Here is a 19,110-nt window from a genome sequence, read left to right as displayed (position 1 = left end):
GGTCCGGGCACGCGGGACGGGAACCCACAACACGCCGAACCCGTTCAAATCCCGAGGGGGGCAAAACGGTACACACTCCTCATCGATACGCCCCCGAGACCCCACAAATCGCCCATGATGGTAACCGGCCGGAGGGTCAGCCCTCCAATGCCCGCCGCAGCCGGTCCGGGTTCACCCTCCAGAAGGTGTGCTGTTCACCGTCCACCAGCACCACCGGGATCTGCTCCCAGTGCAGCCGGTACAGCTCCGCGTCCTGCGAGATGTCCTTCTTCTCCCACTGCGCTCCGACTTCCGCGCAGACCTTCTCGATCACTTCCTGGGCGTCATCACACAGATGGCACCCCGGCTTCCCGATGAGCGTGACCAACCGCTCGCCGGGCCGCTTCTTTTCCTTACGACGCAGCAAAGGGCTCATGTCCCCATTCTCCCGCGCCGCCGCGTAACACCACCGCACCGAAGAGTTCACGCCCCCGGCACCCCATCGGTTCGGGAACTCCCGAACACAATGGCTATGCTCGCGTCATGGCCGCTCTGGGATGGCTCACCCCCCGTAGGCGCTCCGCAACCGCGCGGAGCGTGCTGGCAGGCGAGGCCTCGGCCGAGGCCGCCCGCAAGACCGCGCAGGCCCACGAGGCGGACGCCGGACCACCGGCCGAGCCCGATGAGGTCGAGCAGGCCGCCGCGCGGGCGGCCGAGGAAGCGGAACCGGCCGAGCCCGAGTTCCCCGTCGCCGGTGACGACCTCGCCGCGGCCTTCTTCGACCTCGACAACACCGTCATGCAGGGCGCCGCGATCTTCCACTTCGGCCGCGGCCTCTACAAGCGGGAGTTCTTCCACCGCCGCGAACTCGCCCGCTTCGCCTGGCAGCAGGCCTGGTTCCGGCTCGCCGGGGTCGAGGACCCCGAACACATGCAGGACGCCCGCGACAGCGCCCTCTCCATCGTCAAGGGCCACAAGGTCTGCGAACTCATGGCGATCGGCGAGGAGATCTACGACGAGTACATGGCCGAGCGGATCTGGCCGGGCACCCGCGCCCTGGCCCAGGCCCACCTCGACGCCGGCCAAAAGGTCTGGCTCGTCACGGCCGCGCCCGTGGAGACCGCCACGATCATCGCCCGCCGGCTGGGCCTGACCGGGGCCCTCGGCACGGTCGCCGAGTCCGTCGACGGCATCTACACCGGCCGCCTCGTCGGCGAGCCGCTGCACGGACCCGCGAAGGCCGAGGCGGTCCGCGCCCTGGCCATCGCCGAGGGCCTCGACCTCGAACACTGCGCCGCGTACTCCGATTCGCACAACGACATTCCGATGCTGTCACTGGTCGGGCATCCGTACGCGATCAATCCCGACACAAAACTGCGCAAGCACGCCCGGGCACACGACTGGCGGCTGCGCGACTATCGGACCGGCCGCAAGGCCGTGAAGGTCGGCGTCCCCGCAGCCGCCGGGGTCGGCGCGATCGCGGGCGGCGCGGCCGCCGCGATCGCCCTGCACCGCCGCCGCAAGTAGGGCCCCGCACCCCACCACCCGCCCGCTGCCTGCGCAGAAGCCGCCCAGCGGCCCGCGGGGCGGCTTCCCGTGCGCCGTCGGCCGCTGCGCCACGGCATTCCCCCACCTCTACCCCCGCGCCCCACGCGCCACTCCCGCATGCCCGACTCGGTCGCGAGCCAGCGTGGAAGCGTCCATTCCGCGCGTCCAACCGATCAAGAACCGATCACCAATTGCGACTGAATATGCCTTGGACACGCAACGGAAGCGTCGGAATCGGTGATTTGAGCAACTGGGTGTAGTGCTGCCTGTACGAAGCGTTATTCTCCTCAGACGCATGCCACCGCCCATCTGTCGCCACGACGGGTGAACGGTCCCGCACTGCACGTGATGGAAGCTCTGCCTCTGGGAGTCCCGTGTACCCACCTGTCGGGGTTGACGCCTCGGGCCTGGCTACGCTGCGCGCAACGGTCCTCGACCACCTGCGCGGCAGCTTCGTCCCCACCGCGTACGCCGTTCCCGCCTTCGCCGCCGCGGTCCCTGCCGGCCTCGGCCCGGCCGGTCCTTGCTATGCCCTGACCGACGGCGGAGCAACGGTGGGCAGACGCGGTCGCGCGGGAGGAGGCGGCGGCGCGGCCACCGGAACGAGCGCGCCCGCCGCCCGCCGCCCCACCGCGGACAGCGACCAGGCCCGCATGATGGACCTGGTCGAACGCGCCCAGGCCGGTGAGGCCGAGGCCTTCGGCCGGCTGTACGACCAGTACAGCGACACGGTCTACCGCTACATCTACTACCGCGTCGGCGGCAAAGCGACCGCGGAAGACCTCACCAGTGAGACCTTCCTGCGCGCGCTGCGCCGCATCTCCACCTTCACCTGGCAGGGCCGCGACTTCGGCGCCTGGCTCGTGACGATCGCCCGCAACCTGGTCGCGGACCACTTCAAGTCCAGCCGCTTCCGCCTCGAAGTGACCACGGGCGAAATGCTGGACGCGAACGAGGTGGAACGATCCCCCGAAGACTCGGTCCTGGAGTCCCTCTCCAACGCCGCCCTGCTGGAAGCCGTACGCAAGCTCAATCCCCAGCAGCAGGAGTGCGTGACCCTACGGTTCCTCCAGGGCCTGTCGGTCGCCGAGACCGCCCGCGTGATGGGCAAGAACGAGGGCGCCATCAAAACGCTCCAGTACCGGGCGGTCCGCACCCTGGCCCGCCTGCTCCCGGACGACGCCCGCTGACCTGCTCCCGGCCCCGGAACACCGCCACCGGGCGCCTCCCCCAGCCCCACCCCCCACGCCTTCCGACCCTCCTGACAATCCACACAACCGGTGACCCCCCGATGACGCTGTGGTCCGATCATCCTTCGTCCGTAACCCAAGTGCCGCGCCGCTCGTTGTGCGGGATGCAGGCTCCCTGTGGACACGCCCTGCCCGAAGCCGCTCACTCGAAAGTGTGGATGTGCTCAAGGCAGGCAACCTTCCGGACACCTTGGGGAGTCGATCGTCATGACGAGAGGAGGTGCCGCCAGTGATCGCGAACGTGACTCCGCACCGGCGGGCGAACGCCTTCGCCCAGGCCCTGGAGGATCGGAACCCATCCGACCTTTCGGAACCGGACCCGGCGGCCGAGCAGTCCGAGGCACCTGCCGAACCTGCCGACCACGACCGGTTGTTGGCCCTGGCGAGCGCGTTCGGCGAAAGAATGCCGCGCCCGGTGCTGGACCCCGAGGTCAAAGTGGTGCAACGAGCCCAGCTCGTGGCCGCCATGGAGGCGATGGTGATGGAAGAGAGGGCCGGGGGCGGTGCCGCCTCGGACCCTCAAGTGCCCGAGCAGCGGACCGGCCGCGGCGCCCACCGGGCGACCTCGCTCCGGAAATTGCGGCCCCGCTCCCGCTGGTCCAAGGGCATCGCAGCGGGCGGCCTCACCGTGGGTGTGGCCGCGGGGGCCTTCAGCGGCGTGGCCGCTGCCAGCACCGACGCCCTCCCCGGTGACTCCCTCTACCCGATCAAACGGGGCATGGAGGACCTGAAGCTCGGGATGGCCGACGAGGACGCGGACCGGGGCGAGCTCTACCTCGACCAGGCCTCCAACCGCCTGTCGGAAGCCCGCAGGCTGATGGAGCGCGGCCGGACGGGCGTACTGGACCACGAGTCGCTCGGCGAGATCCGCCGGGCCCTCGCGGGCATGAAGCACGACGCGGCGGAGGGCCACCGGCTCCTCCAGGCGGCCTACCAACGGGACGGCTCGCTCGGCCCGATCCAGGCACTGTCGTCCTTCTCCCGCTCCCACCGCGACGCGTGGGGCCGGCTCCGGGACAAGCTCCCGGCGCAGCTCACCGATGTGGGCGGGGAAGTCGAGTCGGTCTTCCAGGCCATAGACGATGACGTGGCGCCCCTGCAGAGCATGCTCCCGAAACCCCCGGAGCAGGCCCGCGGCTCCGGTGCCCCTGCCAAGCCGAGCGCTCCGGCCGGACAGCACCAGTCCGCACCGGCGGCGGGCGCGCCCTCGGCCAGCCCGACCCCGCCCGCGACCACCGCCGGCAAGCCCTCACCCGCCCCCGGTGGCCTCCTGGGCGGCGCGGGCGACCTCCTCCACCCGCCCGCGGGCCAGAGCAGCCCGGCTCCCTCGTCCTCCCCGGAGCACGTACAGCCGGACATCACCCTGCCGCCCCTCCTCCCGGGTCTCCTCCCGGGCCTGGGCCTCAAGGCGGAGGACGCCGAGTAACACGGGACAGCCGTAGGCCCCCGGCCCCGACCGGGGCTGGGGGCCTACGCATTGGAACGGCTCAGAAGAACACGGACCGGCGCTGCACCAGCAGTTTGTACAGCGTGTGCTGGATCTGTTCGCGGACCTCGTCCGTCAGGTTGAACATCAGCATCGGGTCCTCCGCCGCCTCCGGCGGATACCCGTCCGTCGCGATCGGCTCGCCGAACTGGATCGTCCACTTCGTCGGCAACGGCACCGCACCCAACGGCCCCAGCCACGGGAACGTCGGCGTGATCGGGAAGTACGGGATCCCCAGCAGCCGCGCCACCGTCTTGGCGTTGCCGACCATCGGGTAGATCTCCTCCGCGCCCACGATCGAGCACGGCACGATCGGTGTCCCCGCCCGCAGCGCCGTCGACACGAACCCGCCGCGCCCGAACCGCTGGAGCTTGTACCGGTCTCCGAACGGCTTCCCTATCCCCTTGAAGCCCTCCGGCATCACCCCGACCAGTTCCCCGGCCTCCAGGAGCCGCTGCGCGTCCTCCGAGCACGCCAGCGTGTGCCCGGCCTTGCGCGCCAGCTCGTTCACCACCGGCAGCATGAACACCAGGTCCGCCGCCAGCAGTCGCAGGTGCCGCTGAGCCGGGTGGTGGTCGTGGACCGCCACTTGCATCATCAGCCCGTCCAGCGGCAGCGTCCCGGAGTGGTTCGCCACGATCAGCGCCCCGCCCTCGGCCGGGATGTTCTCGATGCCCTTGACCTCGACCCGGAAGTACTTGTCGAACAGCGGCCGCATCAAGGACATCAGGACCTGGTCCGTCAGCTCCTCGTCGTAGCCGAACTCGTCGACCTCGTAGTCCCCGGTGACCCGCCGCCTGAGGAACGCCAGGCCGCCGGCGATCTTGCGGTCCCAAGCGGCCCCGCCGGACTCCACGGGGGGCTGCGGCACGGCCGGCTCCACGGCGTCCACCACCGGCTCCGGAGCGGGCACCGCCCGTACTCTCCGGGTCGCGGCGCCCCGCCGGCGCGGCCGGTCCTCGTCGAACGGAATGACCTTGGCGTCCGCCACTATCGCTGCGCTCCCTCATCGGCTCCGACAACCCCGACGTCCGGGCCGTCCACGTTCAGCACGGACGCGACCCGGTCGACAGCCTGCCCGACGCGCTCCGGCGGCAGCAGCCCGTTCCCGCGGCTGCGCGCGAAGTCGGCGAAGGCCTCGGCGGTCGTGTACATCGGCTTGAATCCCAGCACCTCCCGCATCTGGGACGTCTCCACGACGCGCCCGTGCGTGAGGAGTCTGATCTGCTCCGGCGAGAAATCGGTGACTCCCACCGCCCGCAGCGCCGACCCCACCCATGTCACCGCGGGCAGTAGCAGCGGCACGGTCGGCCGCCCCAGCCGGCGCGCGCACTGCGACAGCAGCAGCACCCCGTCGCCCGCGATGTTGAACGTACCGCTGTTCAGCGTCCCGGGCTGGGGCTCCCCGGCCGCCAGCCGCAACACGTCCAGCACGTCGTCCTCGTGGACGAACTGCAGCCGCGGGTCGTACCCCAGCACCGTCGGCATCACGGGCATCGAGAAGTACTCGGCGAGCGCGGAGTCCGCGTACGGTCCCAGGATGTTCGCGAAGCGCAGCACGCACACCGCCACGTCGGGCCGCCTGCGCGCGAAGCCCCGTACGTACGACTCGACCTCGACGGCGTCCTTCGCGAAGCCGCCCGCCGGCAGCGACTTGGATTGGGTGGTCTCCGTGAAAACGGCCGGATCCCGCGATGCGCCGCCGTATACGTACGTGCTCGACTTCACCACCAGCCGCCGTACCGTCGGCGACTTCTGGCAGGCCCCCAGAAGCTGCATCGTCCCGATGACGTTGGTCTCCTTGACGGCACTTCCCGCGCCGCCCGGACCCGCCCCGCTCCCGGTCACGGCGAGGTGGACCACCGTGTCCACGGCGTGCTCGGCGAGCACCCGGGCGATGGACGACTGCCTGATGTCCGTACGGACGAACTCCGCCGACCCCAGCCGGTGCGCCGGCGCCACCGCGTCGACCGCGATGACCCGATCGACCTCAGGATCACGCTGGACGCGCCGCACGAAGCGGCCCCCCAGCTGCCGGGCTGCCCCGGTAACGAGCACGACCTTCCCCACGAGCTCAGCGCCTTCCTCGTCGTCCCCCGGCTACACCGCAGCCCCTCCACCAGAATGGTGGAGGGGCTGCGGAGAACACGTACAGCTGCCGTTTACTTCTTGTTACGGCGCTGGACGCGGGTGCGCTTGAGCAGCTTGCGGTGCTTCTTCTTGGCCATCCGCTTGCGCCGCTTCTTGATAACAGAGCCCACGACTACCCTCGCTCACTTCTTCTTCACTGGTGCGGGGCGTCTGGGCCCACACGACCTACGTCGGCCTAGCCTACCCGCCCGAGCTCCGAGCTTGTAATCCGAGGGACACCGCGGGTCAATCTCAAGCCGTCTCCACCCCCACGTAGGAGTCTCGGAGGTACTCGTGAACCGCGTTCTCGGGGACCCGGAAGGACCGGCCCACCCGGATTGCGGGCAGATGGCCGTTGTGCACCAGGCGGTACACGGTCATCTTCGACACTCGCATCACCGAGGCGACCTCCGCCACGGTCAGGAACGCAACCTCGATAAGAGGCCTCTCGCCAGCAGCCATGACACACCTTGACCTTCCGCGCATGACGGGGCACCGGCTTCCCCTCCGGTTACTCCTCGTCGTCGCACGCTCACTCCCCAGAGTAGGGGCGTGTGATACGAGTGGGGAAGAGGAGCTACGGCCACTCCTGCGCACCCGGCAGTCTCGCCCGATCGAGTACATACCGAATGAGCGGTCTGTAGTAGTCCGCGTGCACCGCGTCATCAAGCGGAACGACCGCCGCCACGCGCCCCTCAGCCTCGCCGACGAACAGAGCCGGGTCGTCCGTATCCGCCAGCCCGATCGCCTCCACACCGAGCTGACCTGCGCCGCAGACCCACCCGTGATCCCCCACCACCAATTCCGGCAACGGCCCTCCGGCCTCCGCGAGCGCCCCGAGCGCGATCCGAACCGGCAGGGGCGAATGGGTGTGCGCGCCGGTGGCACTCCCGGGAGGGCGCGCGCCGGGTTCCCGCACCAACGCGACTCCCCGTACGTAATCGATGCTGTGCCTGCGTACGCCGAACCGGGTCGCCATGTCGACATCGGCCCCCTTCGCCGGGGTGAGCACATCACATCCCGCCGCCGACAGGGACCGCGCCAAACTGGCGTAGAACTCCAGGAGACGGTGCGGATGCCCCGTCCCGAACATCACGGGCGACCGCGCCCCGGCCGCCTCCCGCAATCGCTCCGCGAACGCCTCCAACCCCGCCAACGTCCGCTCCGGATCGATCACGTCCGGCCCTCTGACGTGCGCAGGATCCGCCGAGACCCCGCACTTCTCCGCCATCAGCCCCAGCAGGTCACCCTCGCCCCAGCCCCACTCCGGATCCAGCCCCAGCAGCACCCGAGGATCCCGCGCGGCGAACAGCCGGTAGCTGCGCAGGCTCTCCTCCCGCGAGGTGGCGACGGGCCCGGCCAACCGGGCGGCCAGCAGATGCGCACGCAACGCGCCGGTGCTCAACACCCTCCGATGCTGCCGCACCAGACCTGGCGGAGCATCAATTCCGGCGAACCGCCCCACAGTTGGCGTAACGATGCTTCTCCGCATCCAGGCTTTACGTGAGCAAGCCACGCAACGGGAACACCGCCCGCCGGGTCGCCAGAACGGCCTGATCGATCCGGTCGGCCGGATCGTAGCCCGCCTCCCAGTCCCGCCACGCGACCGTCCGCCCGTCCGTCATCCGGGCCGGCGCCGGCTGCCGCGTCCGCGCGTACACCTCGTCCCGCCACGCGTCCGGCACCGGCGACTGCGGATCGACCGGACGGTGCGCCGCGATCCCCACCAGGTGCGTCCACGACCGCGGTACGACGTCCACGACCGCGTACCCGCCGCCGCCCAGAGCCACCCACCGGCCGCCCGCGTACTCGTGCGCCAGCCGGTGACAGGCCTCCTGCACCGCCCGCTGCGCGTCCAACGACACCGCGAGGTGTGCCAGCGGGTCCTCGACATGCGTATCCGCCCCGTGCTGCGTCACCAGCACCTGCGGCCGGAAATCGGCCAGCAGCTCCGGCACCGTCGCGTGAAAGGCCCGCAGCCATCCCTCGTCCGCGGTCCCGGCCGGCAGCGCCACGTTCACCGCCGAACCCTCCGCGGCCGGCCCGCCCGTCTCCTCCGGCCAGCCCGTCTGCGGGAACAGCGTCCGCGGATGTTCGTGCAGGGAGATCGTCAGCACGCGCGGGTCGTCCCAGAACGCCGCCTGGACCCCGTCCCCGTGGTGCACGTCCACATCCACGTACGCGACCCGCTCGGCCCCCAGCTCCAGCAGCCGCGCGATCGCCAGCGCCGCGTCGTTGTACACGCAGAACCCGGCCGCCCCGCCCGGCATCGCATGGTGCAGCCCGCCCGCGAAGTTCACCGCGTGCTCGGCCTCCCCCCGCCAGACCGCCTCCGCCGCCGCCACCGACTGCCCCGCGATCAGCGCCGAAGCCTCGTGCATCCCGTGGAACGCCGGATCGTCCATCGTCCCCAGCCCGTACGACCCGTCGGCCACCCCCGGATCCGCGGACACCTCGCGCACCGCGGCCACGTAGTCCTCCCGGTGGACCAGCCGCAGCGTGGAGTCCCCCGCCGCGCGGGCCGCCCGTACCTCCATCTCCCGGTCCAGCCCGAAGGCGCGCACCAGGCCCATGGTCAGCGCCAGGCGCACCGGGTCCATCGGATGGCTCGGTCCGAAGTCATACCTCGTTACCGCCTCGTCCCACATCAACAACCCGCGGCCGCTCATGCCCGACACCGTATCGGGCGCCCTCCGCGCCGAACGAACGGGCGTGGAAGAGCGTCACCAGGACCAGCGCCATCGGCACGAGCATCGCCCCCCGGTAGCTCCAGGCGTCCCCGATCCCGCCGACGAGCGGCGATCCGACCAAGAAGCCCACGTAGTTGAAGATGTTCAGCCGCGCGACGGCCGTATCGGAGGATCCGGGGAAAAGACGCCCCGCCGCCGCAAAGGTCTGCGGCACGATCACGCACAACCCGATCCCCAGCAGCGTGAAACCGAACATCCCCGCCCATGCGCCGGGAGCCGCCGCCACCACCGCGAACCCGCCGGCCGCGACCAGCGTCCCGATCCGCACGACGGACACCGCCCCGAAACGCCGCACGCCCAGGTCCCCGACGGCCCGCCCGACCAGCGTCGTCACCATGTACACGTTGTACGGAACCGTCGCCAGCTGCTCCGAGCTCCCCAGCACGTCCTGCAGGTACTTGGCGCTCCAGTTCGAGACGGTCGAATCCCCGATGTACGCACACGCCATCACCAGGCACAGCGGCAGCAGCAGCTTGAACCCGCCGGCCCCCAGCCCCTTCTCGGCCGCCTCGTCCCCCACGCCGGGCCGCCCGACGTAGGACCGGCTCCCGTACAACGCGAGCGGCAACAGCACGACCACCGCCGGCAGGTACGAGGTGAGCAGCGACAGGTGCCAGTGCGCCCCCGCCCACGCGGCGGACGCCCCGACGATCCCGCCCAGGCTGTACGCGGCATGGAAGCCGAGCATGATGCTGCGCCCGTACGCCCGCTGGAGGCTGACGCCCAGCATGTTCATCGACGCGTCGAGCGCACCGACGGACAGCCCGAACGCCCCCAGGGCCAGCGCCGCGTGCCACATCCGGCTGCCGGCCCCGACGCCCAGCAGGGCGAGCAGGACCAGCGGCTGCGCCCACCGCAGTACGGTGGCGGGCCCAACCCGCTTCACCAGGTGCTCGGTGGCGACGCTGGACACCCCGGCGAGGATCGGCACGGCCGCGAGGAAGGCGGGCAGCAGCCCGTCGGATATCCCGTACCGGTCCTGGATGGCGGGGATCCGCGTCACGAGGAGGGCGAAGGTCACGCCCTGCACGAAGAAGCTGAACCCCAGGGAGCCCCTGCCCCGGCGCAGCCGTACGTCTTCTGTCATGGCGGCACAGCGTAGGCCTGCGGGCTACCCGTGGGTAGAGAGATCACACGGGGAGTTCCAGAAGCCCCGTCAGCTCCTTCATGTGCCCGAAGAACCCGGTGGCCCCGGCCAGCCGCTCGGCGGACATCATCCCGGTGAACCCGTACACGTCCATCCCGGCGGCGACGGCGGCCCGCACCCCGAGCGGGCTGTCCTCGATCACCACGCACCGCGAGGGATCGACGCCCATGGCCCGGGCCGCGTGCAGGAACAGATCGGGAGCGGGCTTCCCCTTCCCCACGTCCTGGGAACTGAAGATCCACTCCTCCTCGAACCATGCGCCGAGCCCGGCCGCCCGGTGTCCGACACGGATCCGTTCGTGGCTCCCGGATGAGGCCAGGCAGTACGGCATCCCGTGCGCGGTGAGGGCGTCGAGGACGTCCACGACACCGGCGACGGGCGTCAGCTCCCGCTCGAACGCGGCGAAGGTCCGCGCGTGCAGAACGTCATCGAACTCGGCGGGAAGCCGCTCCCCGGTCCGCTCGAAGACGTGATCGTGCACCCGGTGCACGGCGGCTCCCATGTAGTCGCGGAGCGAGTCCTCGTACGAGGTGGGATGCCCCAGCTCGGTCAGGTACCCGGCCAGAATGCCGTTGGCGACCGGCTCGCTGTCCACCAGCACGCCGTCGTTGTCGAAGATGACGAGGTCATAGCCCATGCCCCAAACCTAAAGGCTCCGTCCCCCCGACGTGGATACGCTGGCCGCGGCACCCCCCAGGAGGACCCCGACCTCGTGGTCAAGGGCTACCCCGCCGACTGGTGAAGCCGGGACTGCGACGCACTGCGCGGGGCGAGTGTCCCTGAAACGCAGAAAAGCCCCGCACCAGAAGGTGCGGGGCTTTCCCACAATGATTGTTCGGCGGCGTCCTACTCTCCCACAGGGTCCCCCCTGCAGTACCATCGGCGCTGAAAGGCTTAGCTTCCGGGTTCGGAATGTAACCGGGCGTTTCCCTAACGCTATGACCACCGAAACACTATGAAATTTGAACGCTGGCTAAAATCACAGCTGTTCGTTATTTCAGAACTAACACAGTGGACGCGAGCAACTGAGGACAAGCCCTCGGCCTATTAGTACCAGTCAGCTCCACCCGTTACCGGGCTTCCACATCTGGCCTATCAACCCAGTCGTCTACTGGGAGCCTTACCCTCTCAAGGAGGTGGGAATACTCATCTTGAAGCAGGCTTCCCGCTTAGATGCTTTCAGCGGTTATCCCTCCCGAACGTAGCCAACCAGCCATGCCCTTGGCAGGACAACTGGCACACCAGAGGTTCGTCCGTCCCGGTCCTCTCGTACTAGGGACAGCCCTTCTCAATATTCCTACGCGCACAGCGGATAGGGACCGAACTGTCTCACGACGTTCTAAACCCAGCTCGCGTACCGCTTTAATGGGCGAACAGCCCAACCCTTGGGACCGACTCCAGCCCCAGGATGCGACGAGCCGACATCGAGGTGCCAAACCATCCCGTCGATATGGACTCTTGGGGAAGATCAGCCTGTTATCCCCGGGGTACCTTTTATCCGTTGAGCGACGGCGCTTCCACAAGCCACCGCCGGATCACTAGTCCCGACTTTCGTCCCTGCTCGACCCGTCGGTCTCACAGTCAAGCTCCCTTGTGCACTTACACTCAACACCTGATTGCCAACCAGGCTGAGGGAACCTTTGGGCGCCTCCGTTACCCTTTGGGAGGCAACCGCCCCAGTTAAACTACCCATCAGACACTGTCCCTGATCCGGATCACGGACCGAGGTTAGACATCCAGCACGACCAGAGTGGTATTTCAACGGCGACTCCACAACCACTGGCGTGGCTGCTTCAAAGTCTCCCACCTATCCTACACAAGCCGAACCGAACACCAATATCAAACTGTAGTAAAGGTCCCGGGGTCTTTCCGTCCTGCTGCGCGAAACGAGCATCTTTACTCGTAGTGCAATTTCACCGGGCCTATGGTTGAGACAGTCGAGAAGTCGTTACGCCATTCGTGCAGGTCGGAACTTACCCGACAAGGAATTTCGCTACCTTAGGATGGTTATAGTTACCACCGCCGTTTACTGGCGCTTAAGTTCTCAGCTTCGCACACCCGAAAGTGCACTAACCGGTCCCCTTAACGTTCCAGCACCGGGCAGGCGTCAGTCCGTATACATCGCCTTACGGCTTCGCACGGACCTGTGTTTTTAGTAAACAGTCGCTTCTCGCTGGTCTCTGCGGCCACCCCCAGCTCACGGAGCAAGTCCGATCACCAGTGATGGCCCCCCTTCTCCCGAAGTTACGGGGGCATTTTGCCGAGTTCCTTAACCATAGTTCACCCGAACGCCTCGGTATTCTCTACCTGACCACCTGAGTCGGTTTAGGGTACGGGCCGCCATGAAACTCGCTAGAGGCTTTTCTCGACAGCATAGGATCATCCACTTCACCACAATCGGCTCGGCATCAGGTCTCAGCCTTAATGAGGGACGGATTTGCCTACCCCTCGGCCTACACCCTTACCCCGGGACAACCACCGCCCGGGCTGGACTACCTTCCTGCGTCACCCCATCGCTTACCTACTACAAGTCTGGTTCGTCGGCTCCACCACTTTCCTTTCCCCGAAGGGTCCGGAACGGCTTCACGGACTTAGCATCGCCTGATTCGATATTGGGCGTTTCAAAGCGGGTACCGGAATATCAACCGGTTGTCCATCGACTACGCCTGTCGGCCTCGCCTTAGGTCCCGACTTACCCTGGGCAGATCAGCTTGACCCAGGAACCCTTAGTCAATCGGCGCACACGTTTCTCACGTGTGTATCGCTACTCATGCCTGCATTCTCACTCGTGAACCGTCCACAACTAGCTTCCGCTGCTGCTTCACCCGGCACACGACGCTCCCCTACCCATCACAGCGGGCGTTGGCCCTATTGCTGCAATGACACGACTTCGGCGGTACGCTTGAGCCCCGCTACATTGTCGGCGCGGAATCACTTGACCAGTGAGCTATTACGCACTCTTTCAAGGGTGGCTGCTTCTAAGCCAACCTCCTGGTTGTCTCTGCGACTCCACATCCTTTCCCACTTAGCGTACGCTTAGGGGCCTTAGTCGATGCTCTGGGCTGTTTCCCTCTCGACCATGGAGCTTATCCCCCACAGTCTCACTGCCGTGCTCTCACTTACCGGCATTCGGAGTTTGGCTAAGGTCAGTAACCCGGTAGGGCCCATCGCCTATCCAGTGCTCTACCTCCGGCAAGAAACACACGACGCTGCACCTAAATGCATTTCGGGGAGAACCAGCTATCACGGAGTTTGATTGGCCTTTCACCCCTAACCACAGGTCATCCCCCAGGTTTTCAACCCTGGTGGGTTCGGTCCTCCACGAAGTCTTACCTCCGCTTCAACCTGCCCATGGCTAGATCACTCCGCTTCGGGTCTAGAGCGTGCAACTCAATCGCCCTATTCGGACTCGCTTTCGCTACGGCTTCCCCACACGGGTTAACCTCGCTACACACCGCTAACTCGCAGGCTCATTCTTCAAAAGGCACGCAGTCACGACTGTATGTGCAAGCACATACAGCGACGCTCCCACGGCTTGTAGGCACACGGTTTCAGGTACTATTTCACTCCGCTCCCGCGGTACTTTTCACCATTCCCTCACGGTACTATCCGCTATCGGTCACCAGGGAATATTTAGGCTTAGCGGGTGGTCCCGCCAGATTCACACGGGATTTCTCGGGCCCCGTGCTACTTGGGAGATTCTTAAGCAAGCCGCTGATGTTTCGTCTACGGGGGTCTTACCCTCTACGCCGGACCTTTCGCATGTCCTTCGACTACATCAACGGTTTCTGACTCGCCGACCGGCCGGCAGACCGATCAAAAGAATTCCCACAACCCCGCATGCGCAACCCCTGCCGGGTATCACACGCATACGGTTTGGCCTCATCCGGTTTCGCTCGCCACTACTCCCGGAATCACGGTTGTTTTCTCTTCCTGAGGGTACTGAGATGTTTCACTTCCCCTCGTTCCCTCCACACTGCCTATGTGTTCAGCAGTGGGTGACAGCCCATGACGACTGCCGGGTTTCCCCATTCGGACACCCCCGGATCAAAGCTCAGTTGGCAGCTCCCCGGGGCCTATCGCGGCCTCTCACGTCCTTCATCGGTTCCTGGTGCCAAGGCATCCACCGTGCGCCCTTAAAAACTTGGCCACAGATGCTCGCGTCCACTGTGTAGTTCTCAAACAACGACCAGCCACCCATCACCCCACCAGACAAGCTGGCGAGTTCACTGGGGCCGGCACTGAAGACATGACCTTACGGCCGTACCTTCAGGACCCAACAACGTGCCAAGCATCTCCGTTCATCCGTCTTCTCTTTCCACGCCGAAGCAGTACTTGAGAACCATCAGACCGAAGATGCCAACTAATCAACGTTCCACCCATGAGCTGACCGTGCAGAACATTTGTCTGCAATCGGTACTGTGCTCCTTAGAAAGGAGGTGATCCAGCCGCACCTTCCGGTACGGCTACCTTGTTACGACTTCGTCCCAATCGCCAGTCCCACCTTCGACAGCTCCCTCCCTTACGGGTTGGGCCACCGGCTTCGGGTGTTACCGACTTTCGTGACGTGACGGGCGGTGTGTACAAGGCCCGGGAACGTATTCACCGCAGCAATGCTGATCTGCGATTACTAGCAACTCCGACTTCATGGGGTCGAGTTGCAGACCCCAATCCGAACTGAGACCGGCTTTTTGAGATTCGCTCCACCTCACGGTATCGCAGCTCATTGTACCGGCCATTGTAGCACGTGTGCAGCCCAAGACATAAGGGGCATGATGACTTGACGTCGTCCCCACCTTCCTCCGAGTTGACCCCGGCGGTCTCCTGTGAGTCCCCATCACCCCGAAGGGCATGCTGGCAACACAGGACAAGGGTTGCGCTCGTTGCGGGACTTAACCCAACATCTCACGACACGAGCTGACGACAGCCATGCACCACCTGTATACCGACCACAAGGGGGGCACTATCTCTAATGCTTTCCGGTATATGTCAAGCCTTGGTAAGGTTCTTCGCGTTGCGTCGAATTAAGCCACATGCTCCGCTGCTTGTGCGGGCCCCCGTCAATTCCTTTGAGTTTTAGCCTTGCGGCCGTACTCCCCAGGCGGGGAACTTAATGCGTTAGCTGCGGCACCGACGACGTGGAATGTCGCCAACACCTAGTTCCCAACGTTTACGGCGTGGACTACCAGGGTATCTAATCCTGTTCGCTCCCCACGCTTTCGCTCCTCAGCGTCAGTAATGGCCCAGAGATCCGCCTTCGCCACCGGTGTTCCTCCTGATATCTGCGCATTTCACCGCTACACCAGGAATTCCGATCTCCCCTACCACACTCTAGCTAGCCCGTATCGAATGCAGACCCGAGGTTAAGCCTCGGGCTTTCACATCCGACGTGACAAGCCGCCTACGAGCTCTTTACGCCCAATAATTCCGGACAACGCTTGCGCCCTACGTATTACCGCGGCTGCTGGCACGTAGTTAGCCGGCGCTTCTTCTGCAGGTACCGTCACTTTCGCTTCTTCCCTGCTGAAAGAGGTTTACAACCCGAAGGCCGTCATCCCTCACGCGGCGTCGCTGCATCAGGCTTTCGCCCATTGTGCAATATTCCCCACTGCTGCCTCCCGTAGGAGTCTGGGCCGTGTCTCAGTCCCAGTGTGGCCGGTCGCCCTCTCAGGCCGGCTACCCGTCGTCGCCTTGGTGGGCCATTACCCCACCAACAAGCTGATAGGCCGCGGGCTCATCCTTCACCGCCGGAGCTTTTAACCCCCACCCATGCAGGCAGGAGTATTATCCGGTATTAGACCCCGTTTCCAGGGCTTGTCCCAGAGTGAAGGGCAGATTGCCCACGTGTTACTCACCCGTTCGCCACTAATCCACCCCGAAGGGCTTCATCGTTCGACTTGCATGTGTTAAGCACGCCGCCAGCGTTCGTCCTGAGCCAGGATCAAACTCTCCATGAATGTTTACCCGTAATCGGGTGCACACGCACTTAGAGCGGGACGATCATGTCGGAATAAGACCGACCGTCCACTGCGTCCTCGCTGTGTTGTTGCCTGCCCCGAAAGACAGGACTTTTTCAAAGGAACCTCATCCACCGAAATGGACGGGGTATCAACTTCTGGCGTTGATTTTTGGCACGCTGTTGAGTTCTCAAGGAACGGACGCTTCCTTTGTACTCACCCTCTCGGGCTTTCCTCCGGGCTTTCGTTCTTCGTTCTTGCGTTTCCGACTCTATCAGAGTCAGTCCTGCTCGCTTTCCAGGTCCTTCGCTTTCGCGTTTTCCCTTTCCGGCGATTCCGACTCTATCAGATCCTTTCGGGCCTGACTCCCAGTCAGCGGGTTGTGCTGCTTGGGCTGTTGGGCCCTTGCGGCGAGTGAGACAGTAGCGGATTCCTTGCCCCCGAACCTAATCGGGGGCCGCGTCCTTGGACACGGATTCCTCATTCGCAAATACGCATGAAAACGAGACGACACAGTGCGTCGTTCGTTCGAATGTGTTGGTGCGGGATGGCTGTCCGGGGACCGACCGGAGTCGGCGCTCACGTCGGACAACTCGAAGAACCTTACGGATCTCGGACTCGTGTGTCAACTCCAGGACAGGCACCGCCATGAAGGGCTAGCCTGAGGCCCATGACTACGCATGCGCTCATGCTCAGCCTTTGCTGGTGGGCCGCCTGACGGCGGCCGACCTTCACGCGAGCACGCATGCGCTCACGGCCGCCGCTACGGCGGCCGTTCTTGTTTCTCCCCTCCCGGGAGTGGCTCGGCCGCCCGCAGCGGCGGTCCCGACACCAGCCACGGACAGGGAGACAGGACATGACGACGAGGATCTTCAGCGGGATCAAGCCGACCGGGCATCTGACGCTGGGGAACTACCTGGGGGCCATCCGGCAGTGGGTCGCCGCCGACCAGGAGCCGGACGAGGCACTGTTCTGCGTCGTCGACCTCCATGCCCTGACCGTCGAGCACGATCCGGCGCGGGTGCGCCGGCTGAGCAGGCAGGTGGCGACGCTGTTCCTCGCCTCCGGGCTCGACCCGGAGAAATGCACCCTGTTCATGCAGAGCCACGTCGACGAACACACCCGGCTGTCGTACGTACTGGAATGCACCGCCACCGACGGTGAGCTGCGGCGGATGATCCAGTACAAGGAGAAGTCCGCGCGGGCGCAGACGACCGGGGAGGGTGTGCGGCTTTCGCTGCTGACGTATCCGGTGCTCATGGCCGCCGACATCCTGGCGTACGGGACCGCGGAGGTCCCGGTGGGTGAGGACCAGCGGCAGCACGTGGAGCTGGCCCGGGATCTGGCGGTGCGGTTCAACCAGCGGTACGGGCACACCTTCACCGTGCCGAAGGTGACGCTCCCGAAGGTGGCCGCGCGGGTGATGGACCTTCAGGACCCGACGTCGAAGATGGGGAAGTCCGGCGGGGCGGGGCCCGGGGTGGTGTTCATGCTGGACGAGCCCGAGGTGATCCGGAAGAAGGTCATGCGGGCCGTGACCGACAGCGGGGACGGCGGGGTCGTCTACGACCGGGAGGCACGGCCGGGAGTGGCGAACCTGCTGGACGTGCTGGCCGCGTGCACCGGCGGGGAGCCGGGCGCGCTCGCGGACGAGTACAGCGGGTACGGGGCACTGAAGCGGGACGTCGCCGATGCGGTGGTGGAGGTGCTGCGGCCGGTGCGGGAGCGGCATGCCGAGCTGGCGGCCGATCCGGCGGCGGTGGAGAAGGTGCTGCGGGAGGGGGCCGGGCGGGCGCGGGCGCTGGCGCGGCCCCACGTGGACCGGGCGTACCGGGCGATCGGGCTGCTGGAGCCCTGAGCCCCGCCCGGGATTCCGGGCCCGAGTCCCGGGCCCGGTACCCGGCCCAGTCCTGGGCCCGGCCGGCTGCCCGGCCCGGCCCCGGCCGCGGCTCGTACCTCCGTACGGGCCGTGGCCGGGGCCGTGTCAGCTGTTGCCGGAGGCGAGTTCGCGGCTGCGGTCGCGGGCTGCTTCGAGGGCTGCGATCAGGGCGGCCCGTACGCCGTGCCGTTCGAGTTCGACGATCGCGTTGATGGTGGTGCCGGCCGGGGAGGTGACGGCCTCGCGGAGCTTGACCGGGTGCTCGCCGCTGTCGCGGAGCATCACGGCGGCGCCGATGGCGGCCTGGACGATGAGGTCGTGGGCCTGGGCGCGGGGCAGGCCGAGGAGGATGCCGGCGTCCGTCATCGCCTCGACCAGGAAGTAGAAGTACGCGGGCCCGGAGCCGGAGAGGGCGGTGGCGGCGTCCTGCTGGGACTCGGGGACGCGCAGGGTCTTGCCGACGCCGCCGAAGATCTCCTCGGTGTGGGCGAGGTGCCCCGCGGTGGCGTGGCTGCCGGCCGAGATGACGGACATGGCCTCGTCGACGAGGGCGGGGGTGTTCGTCATGACGCGGACGACGGGGGTGCCGGAGGCGAGCCGCTCCTCGAAGAAGGAGGTGGGGATGCCGGCGGCGCCGCTGATGACCAGGCGGTCGGCGGGGACGTGCGGGGCGAGCTCCTCCAGGAGCTTGCCCATGTCCTGCGGCTTGACGGTGAGGATGAGGGTGTCGGCGCGCTTGGCGGCCTCGGCGTTGCTGACGGCCTCGACGCCGTAGCGGGAGCGGAGCTCCTCGGCGCGTTCCGGGCGGCGGGCGGTGACGAGGAGTTTGGAGGCGGGCCAGCCGCCGCGGATCATCCCGCTGAGCAGGGCCTCGCCGATCTTGCCGGTACCGAGGACTGCGACTGTCTGGGTCATGCCCGATTCACCTCGCCGAACGAACCTTCAGGACGTACGTCCTCATCCTTGCACCCGGGCGCGCCATGA

At 66.6% G+C, this 19,110-nt stretch carries 14 protein-coding genes and 3 rRNA genes; 4 read left to right on the top strand and 13 right to left on the bottom strand.

Going from position 1 to position 19,110, the window contains the following annotated elements; translation table 11 throughout:
- Nucleotides 1-136: 136 nt before the first annotated feature.
- Entirely contained in the window at nucleotides 137-415 is a 279-nt protein-coding gene (locus OG974_RS23985) for a glutaredoxin family protein (RefSeq protein WP_053790970.1), read from the bottom strand.
- A 107-nt stretch (nucleotides 416-522) separates the two neighbouring features.
- Here OG974_RS23985 and OG974_RS23980 point away from each other — a divergent pair, with 107 nt between their 5' ends.
- The 3 genes from OG974_RS23980 (at nucleotide 523) to OG974_RS23970 (ending at nucleotide 4,203) form a co-directional block, all read left to right on the top strand.
- Entirely contained in the window at nucleotides 523-1,506 is a 984-nt protein-coding gene (locus OG974_RS23980) for an HAD-IB family hydrolase (protein WP_327284733.1), read from the top strand.
- A gap of 395 nt (nucleotides 1,507-1,901) precedes the next feature.
- A complete protein-coding gene (locus tag OG974_RS23975) occupies nucleotides 1,902-2,717 on the top strand; it encodes an ECF subfamily RNA polymerase sigma factor, BldN family (protein ID WP_327284732.1) in 816 nt (271 codons plus the stop codon).
- A 289-nt stretch (nucleotides 2,718-3,006) separates the two neighbouring features.
- A complete protein-coding gene (locus OG974_RS23970) occupies nucleotides 3,007-4,203 on the top strand; it encodes a DUF5667 domain-containing protein (protein WP_328763342.1) in 1,197 nt (398 codons plus the stop codon).
- Nucleotides 4,204-4,264: 61 nt separating this feature from the next.
- Here OG974_RS23970 and OG974_RS23965 read toward each other — a convergent pair whose 3' ends face one another.
- The 11 genes from OG974_RS23965 to OG974_RS23915 all read right to left on the bottom strand — a co-directional run bounded on the left by OG974_RS23965 (nucleotide 4,265) and on the right by OG974_RS23915 (nucleotide 16,247).
- Nucleotides 4,265-5,254 carry a lysophospholipid acyltransferase family protein gene (locus tag OG974_RS23965; RefSeq protein ID WP_327284730.1) on the bottom strand — a complete coding sequence of 330 codons (990 nt, stop codon included), beginning with the start codon at nucleotides 5,252-5,254 and terminating at the stop codon, nucleotides 4,265-4,267.
- Complete coding sequence (locus OG974_RS23960; RefSeq protein ID WP_327284729.1) at nucleotides 5,254-6,333, bottom strand: NAD-dependent epimerase/dehydratase family protein; 1,080 nt, start codon at nucleotides 6,331-6,333, stop codon at nucleotides 5,254-5,256. The genes OG974_RS23965 and OG974_RS23960 overlap by 1 nt, the downstream gene beginning before the upstream one ends.
- Before the next feature lie 92 nt (nucleotides 6,334-6,425).
- On the bottom strand, nucleotides 6,426-6,524 hold the full coding sequence (locus OG974_RS23955) for a 30S ribosomal protein bS22 (protein ID WP_003948845.1): 99 nt from the start codon (nucleotides 6,522-6,524) through the stop codon (nucleotides 6,426-6,428).
- Nucleotides 6,525-6,645: 121 nt separating this feature from the next.
- Complete coding sequence (locus OG974_RS23950; RefSeq protein ID WP_159044166.1) at nucleotides 6,646-6,855, bottom strand: helix-turn-helix domain-containing protein; 210 nt, start codon at nucleotides 6,853-6,855, stop codon at nucleotides 6,646-6,648.
- 115 nt (nucleotides 6,856-6,970) lie between these two features.
- Nucleotides 6,971-7,801 carry a phosphatase gene (locus tag OG974_RS23945; RefSeq protein ID WP_327284728.1) on the bottom strand — a complete coding sequence of 277 codons (831 nt, stop codon included), beginning with the start codon at nucleotides 7,799-7,801 and terminating at the stop codon, nucleotides 6,971-6,973.
- Between the two features lie 91 nt (nucleotides 7,802-7,892).
- Nucleotides 7,893-9,062 (bottom strand): acetoin utilization protein AcuC, encoded by a 1,170-nt coding sequence (locus tag OG974_RS23940; protein ID WP_327284727.1) that lies wholly within the window; start codon nucleotides 9,060-9,062, stop codon nucleotides 7,893-7,895.
- Nucleotides 9,013-10,230 (bottom strand): MFS transporter, encoded by a 1,218-nt coding sequence (locus OG974_RS23935; RefSeq protein ID WP_371644418.1) that lies wholly within the window; start codon nucleotides 10,228-10,230, stop codon nucleotides 9,013-9,015. Before OG974_RS23935 ends, OG974_RS23940 begins: the two co-directional genes overlap by 50 nt.
- 43 nt (nucleotides 10,231-10,273) lie before the next feature.
- Nucleotides 10,274-10,927 carry an HAD family hydrolase gene (locus tag OG974_RS23930; RefSeq protein ID WP_371644416.1) on the bottom strand — a complete coding sequence of 218 codons (654 nt, stop codon included), beginning with the start codon at nucleotides 10,925-10,927 and terminating at the stop codon, nucleotides 10,274-10,276.
- 196 nt (nucleotides 10,928-11,123) lie between these two features.
- Nucleotides 11,124-11,240 (bottom strand): 5S ribosomal RNA (gene rrf, locus OG974_RS23925).
- Between the two features lie 77 nt (nucleotides 11,241-11,317).
- Nucleotides 11,318-14,440 (bottom strand): 23S ribosomal RNA (locus OG974_RS23920).
- A 282-nt stretch (nucleotides 14,441-14,722) separates the two neighbouring features.
- Nucleotides 14,723-16,247 (bottom strand): 16S ribosomal RNA (locus tag OG974_RS23915).
- The 16S, 23S and 5S rRNA genes sit together here, the layout of an rRNA operon.
- Before the next feature lie 856 nt (nucleotides 16,248-17,103).
- Here OG974_RS23915 and trpS point away from each other — a divergent pair.
- Nucleotides 17,104-18,105, top strand: a complete 1,002-nt coding sequence (gene trpS, locus OG974_RS23910; RefSeq protein ID WP_328763340.1) for a tryptophan--tRNA ligase — start codon at nucleotides 17,104-17,106, stop codon at nucleotides 18,103-18,105.
- A gap of 126 nt (nucleotides 18,106-18,231) precedes the next feature.
- Here trpS and proC read toward each other — a convergent pair whose 3' ends face one another.
- Nucleotides 18,232-19,041 carry a pyrroline-5-carboxylate reductase gene (proC, locus tag OG974_RS23905; protein WP_327284722.1) on the bottom strand — a complete coding sequence of 270 codons (810 nt, stop codon included), beginning with the start codon at nucleotides 19,039-19,041 and terminating at the stop codon, nucleotides 18,232-18,234.
- Between the last annotated feature and the right edge of the window lie 69 nt (nucleotides 19,042-19,110).

It is taken from the genome of Streptomyces sp. NBC_00597, assembly GCF_041431095.1.
GTDB lineage: Bacteria > Actinomycetota > Actinomycetes > Streptomycetales > Streptomycetaceae > Streptomyces.
Note: the sequence above shows the minus strand (reverse complement) of the source record. Positions and strands in the feature narration are given on the sequence as shown.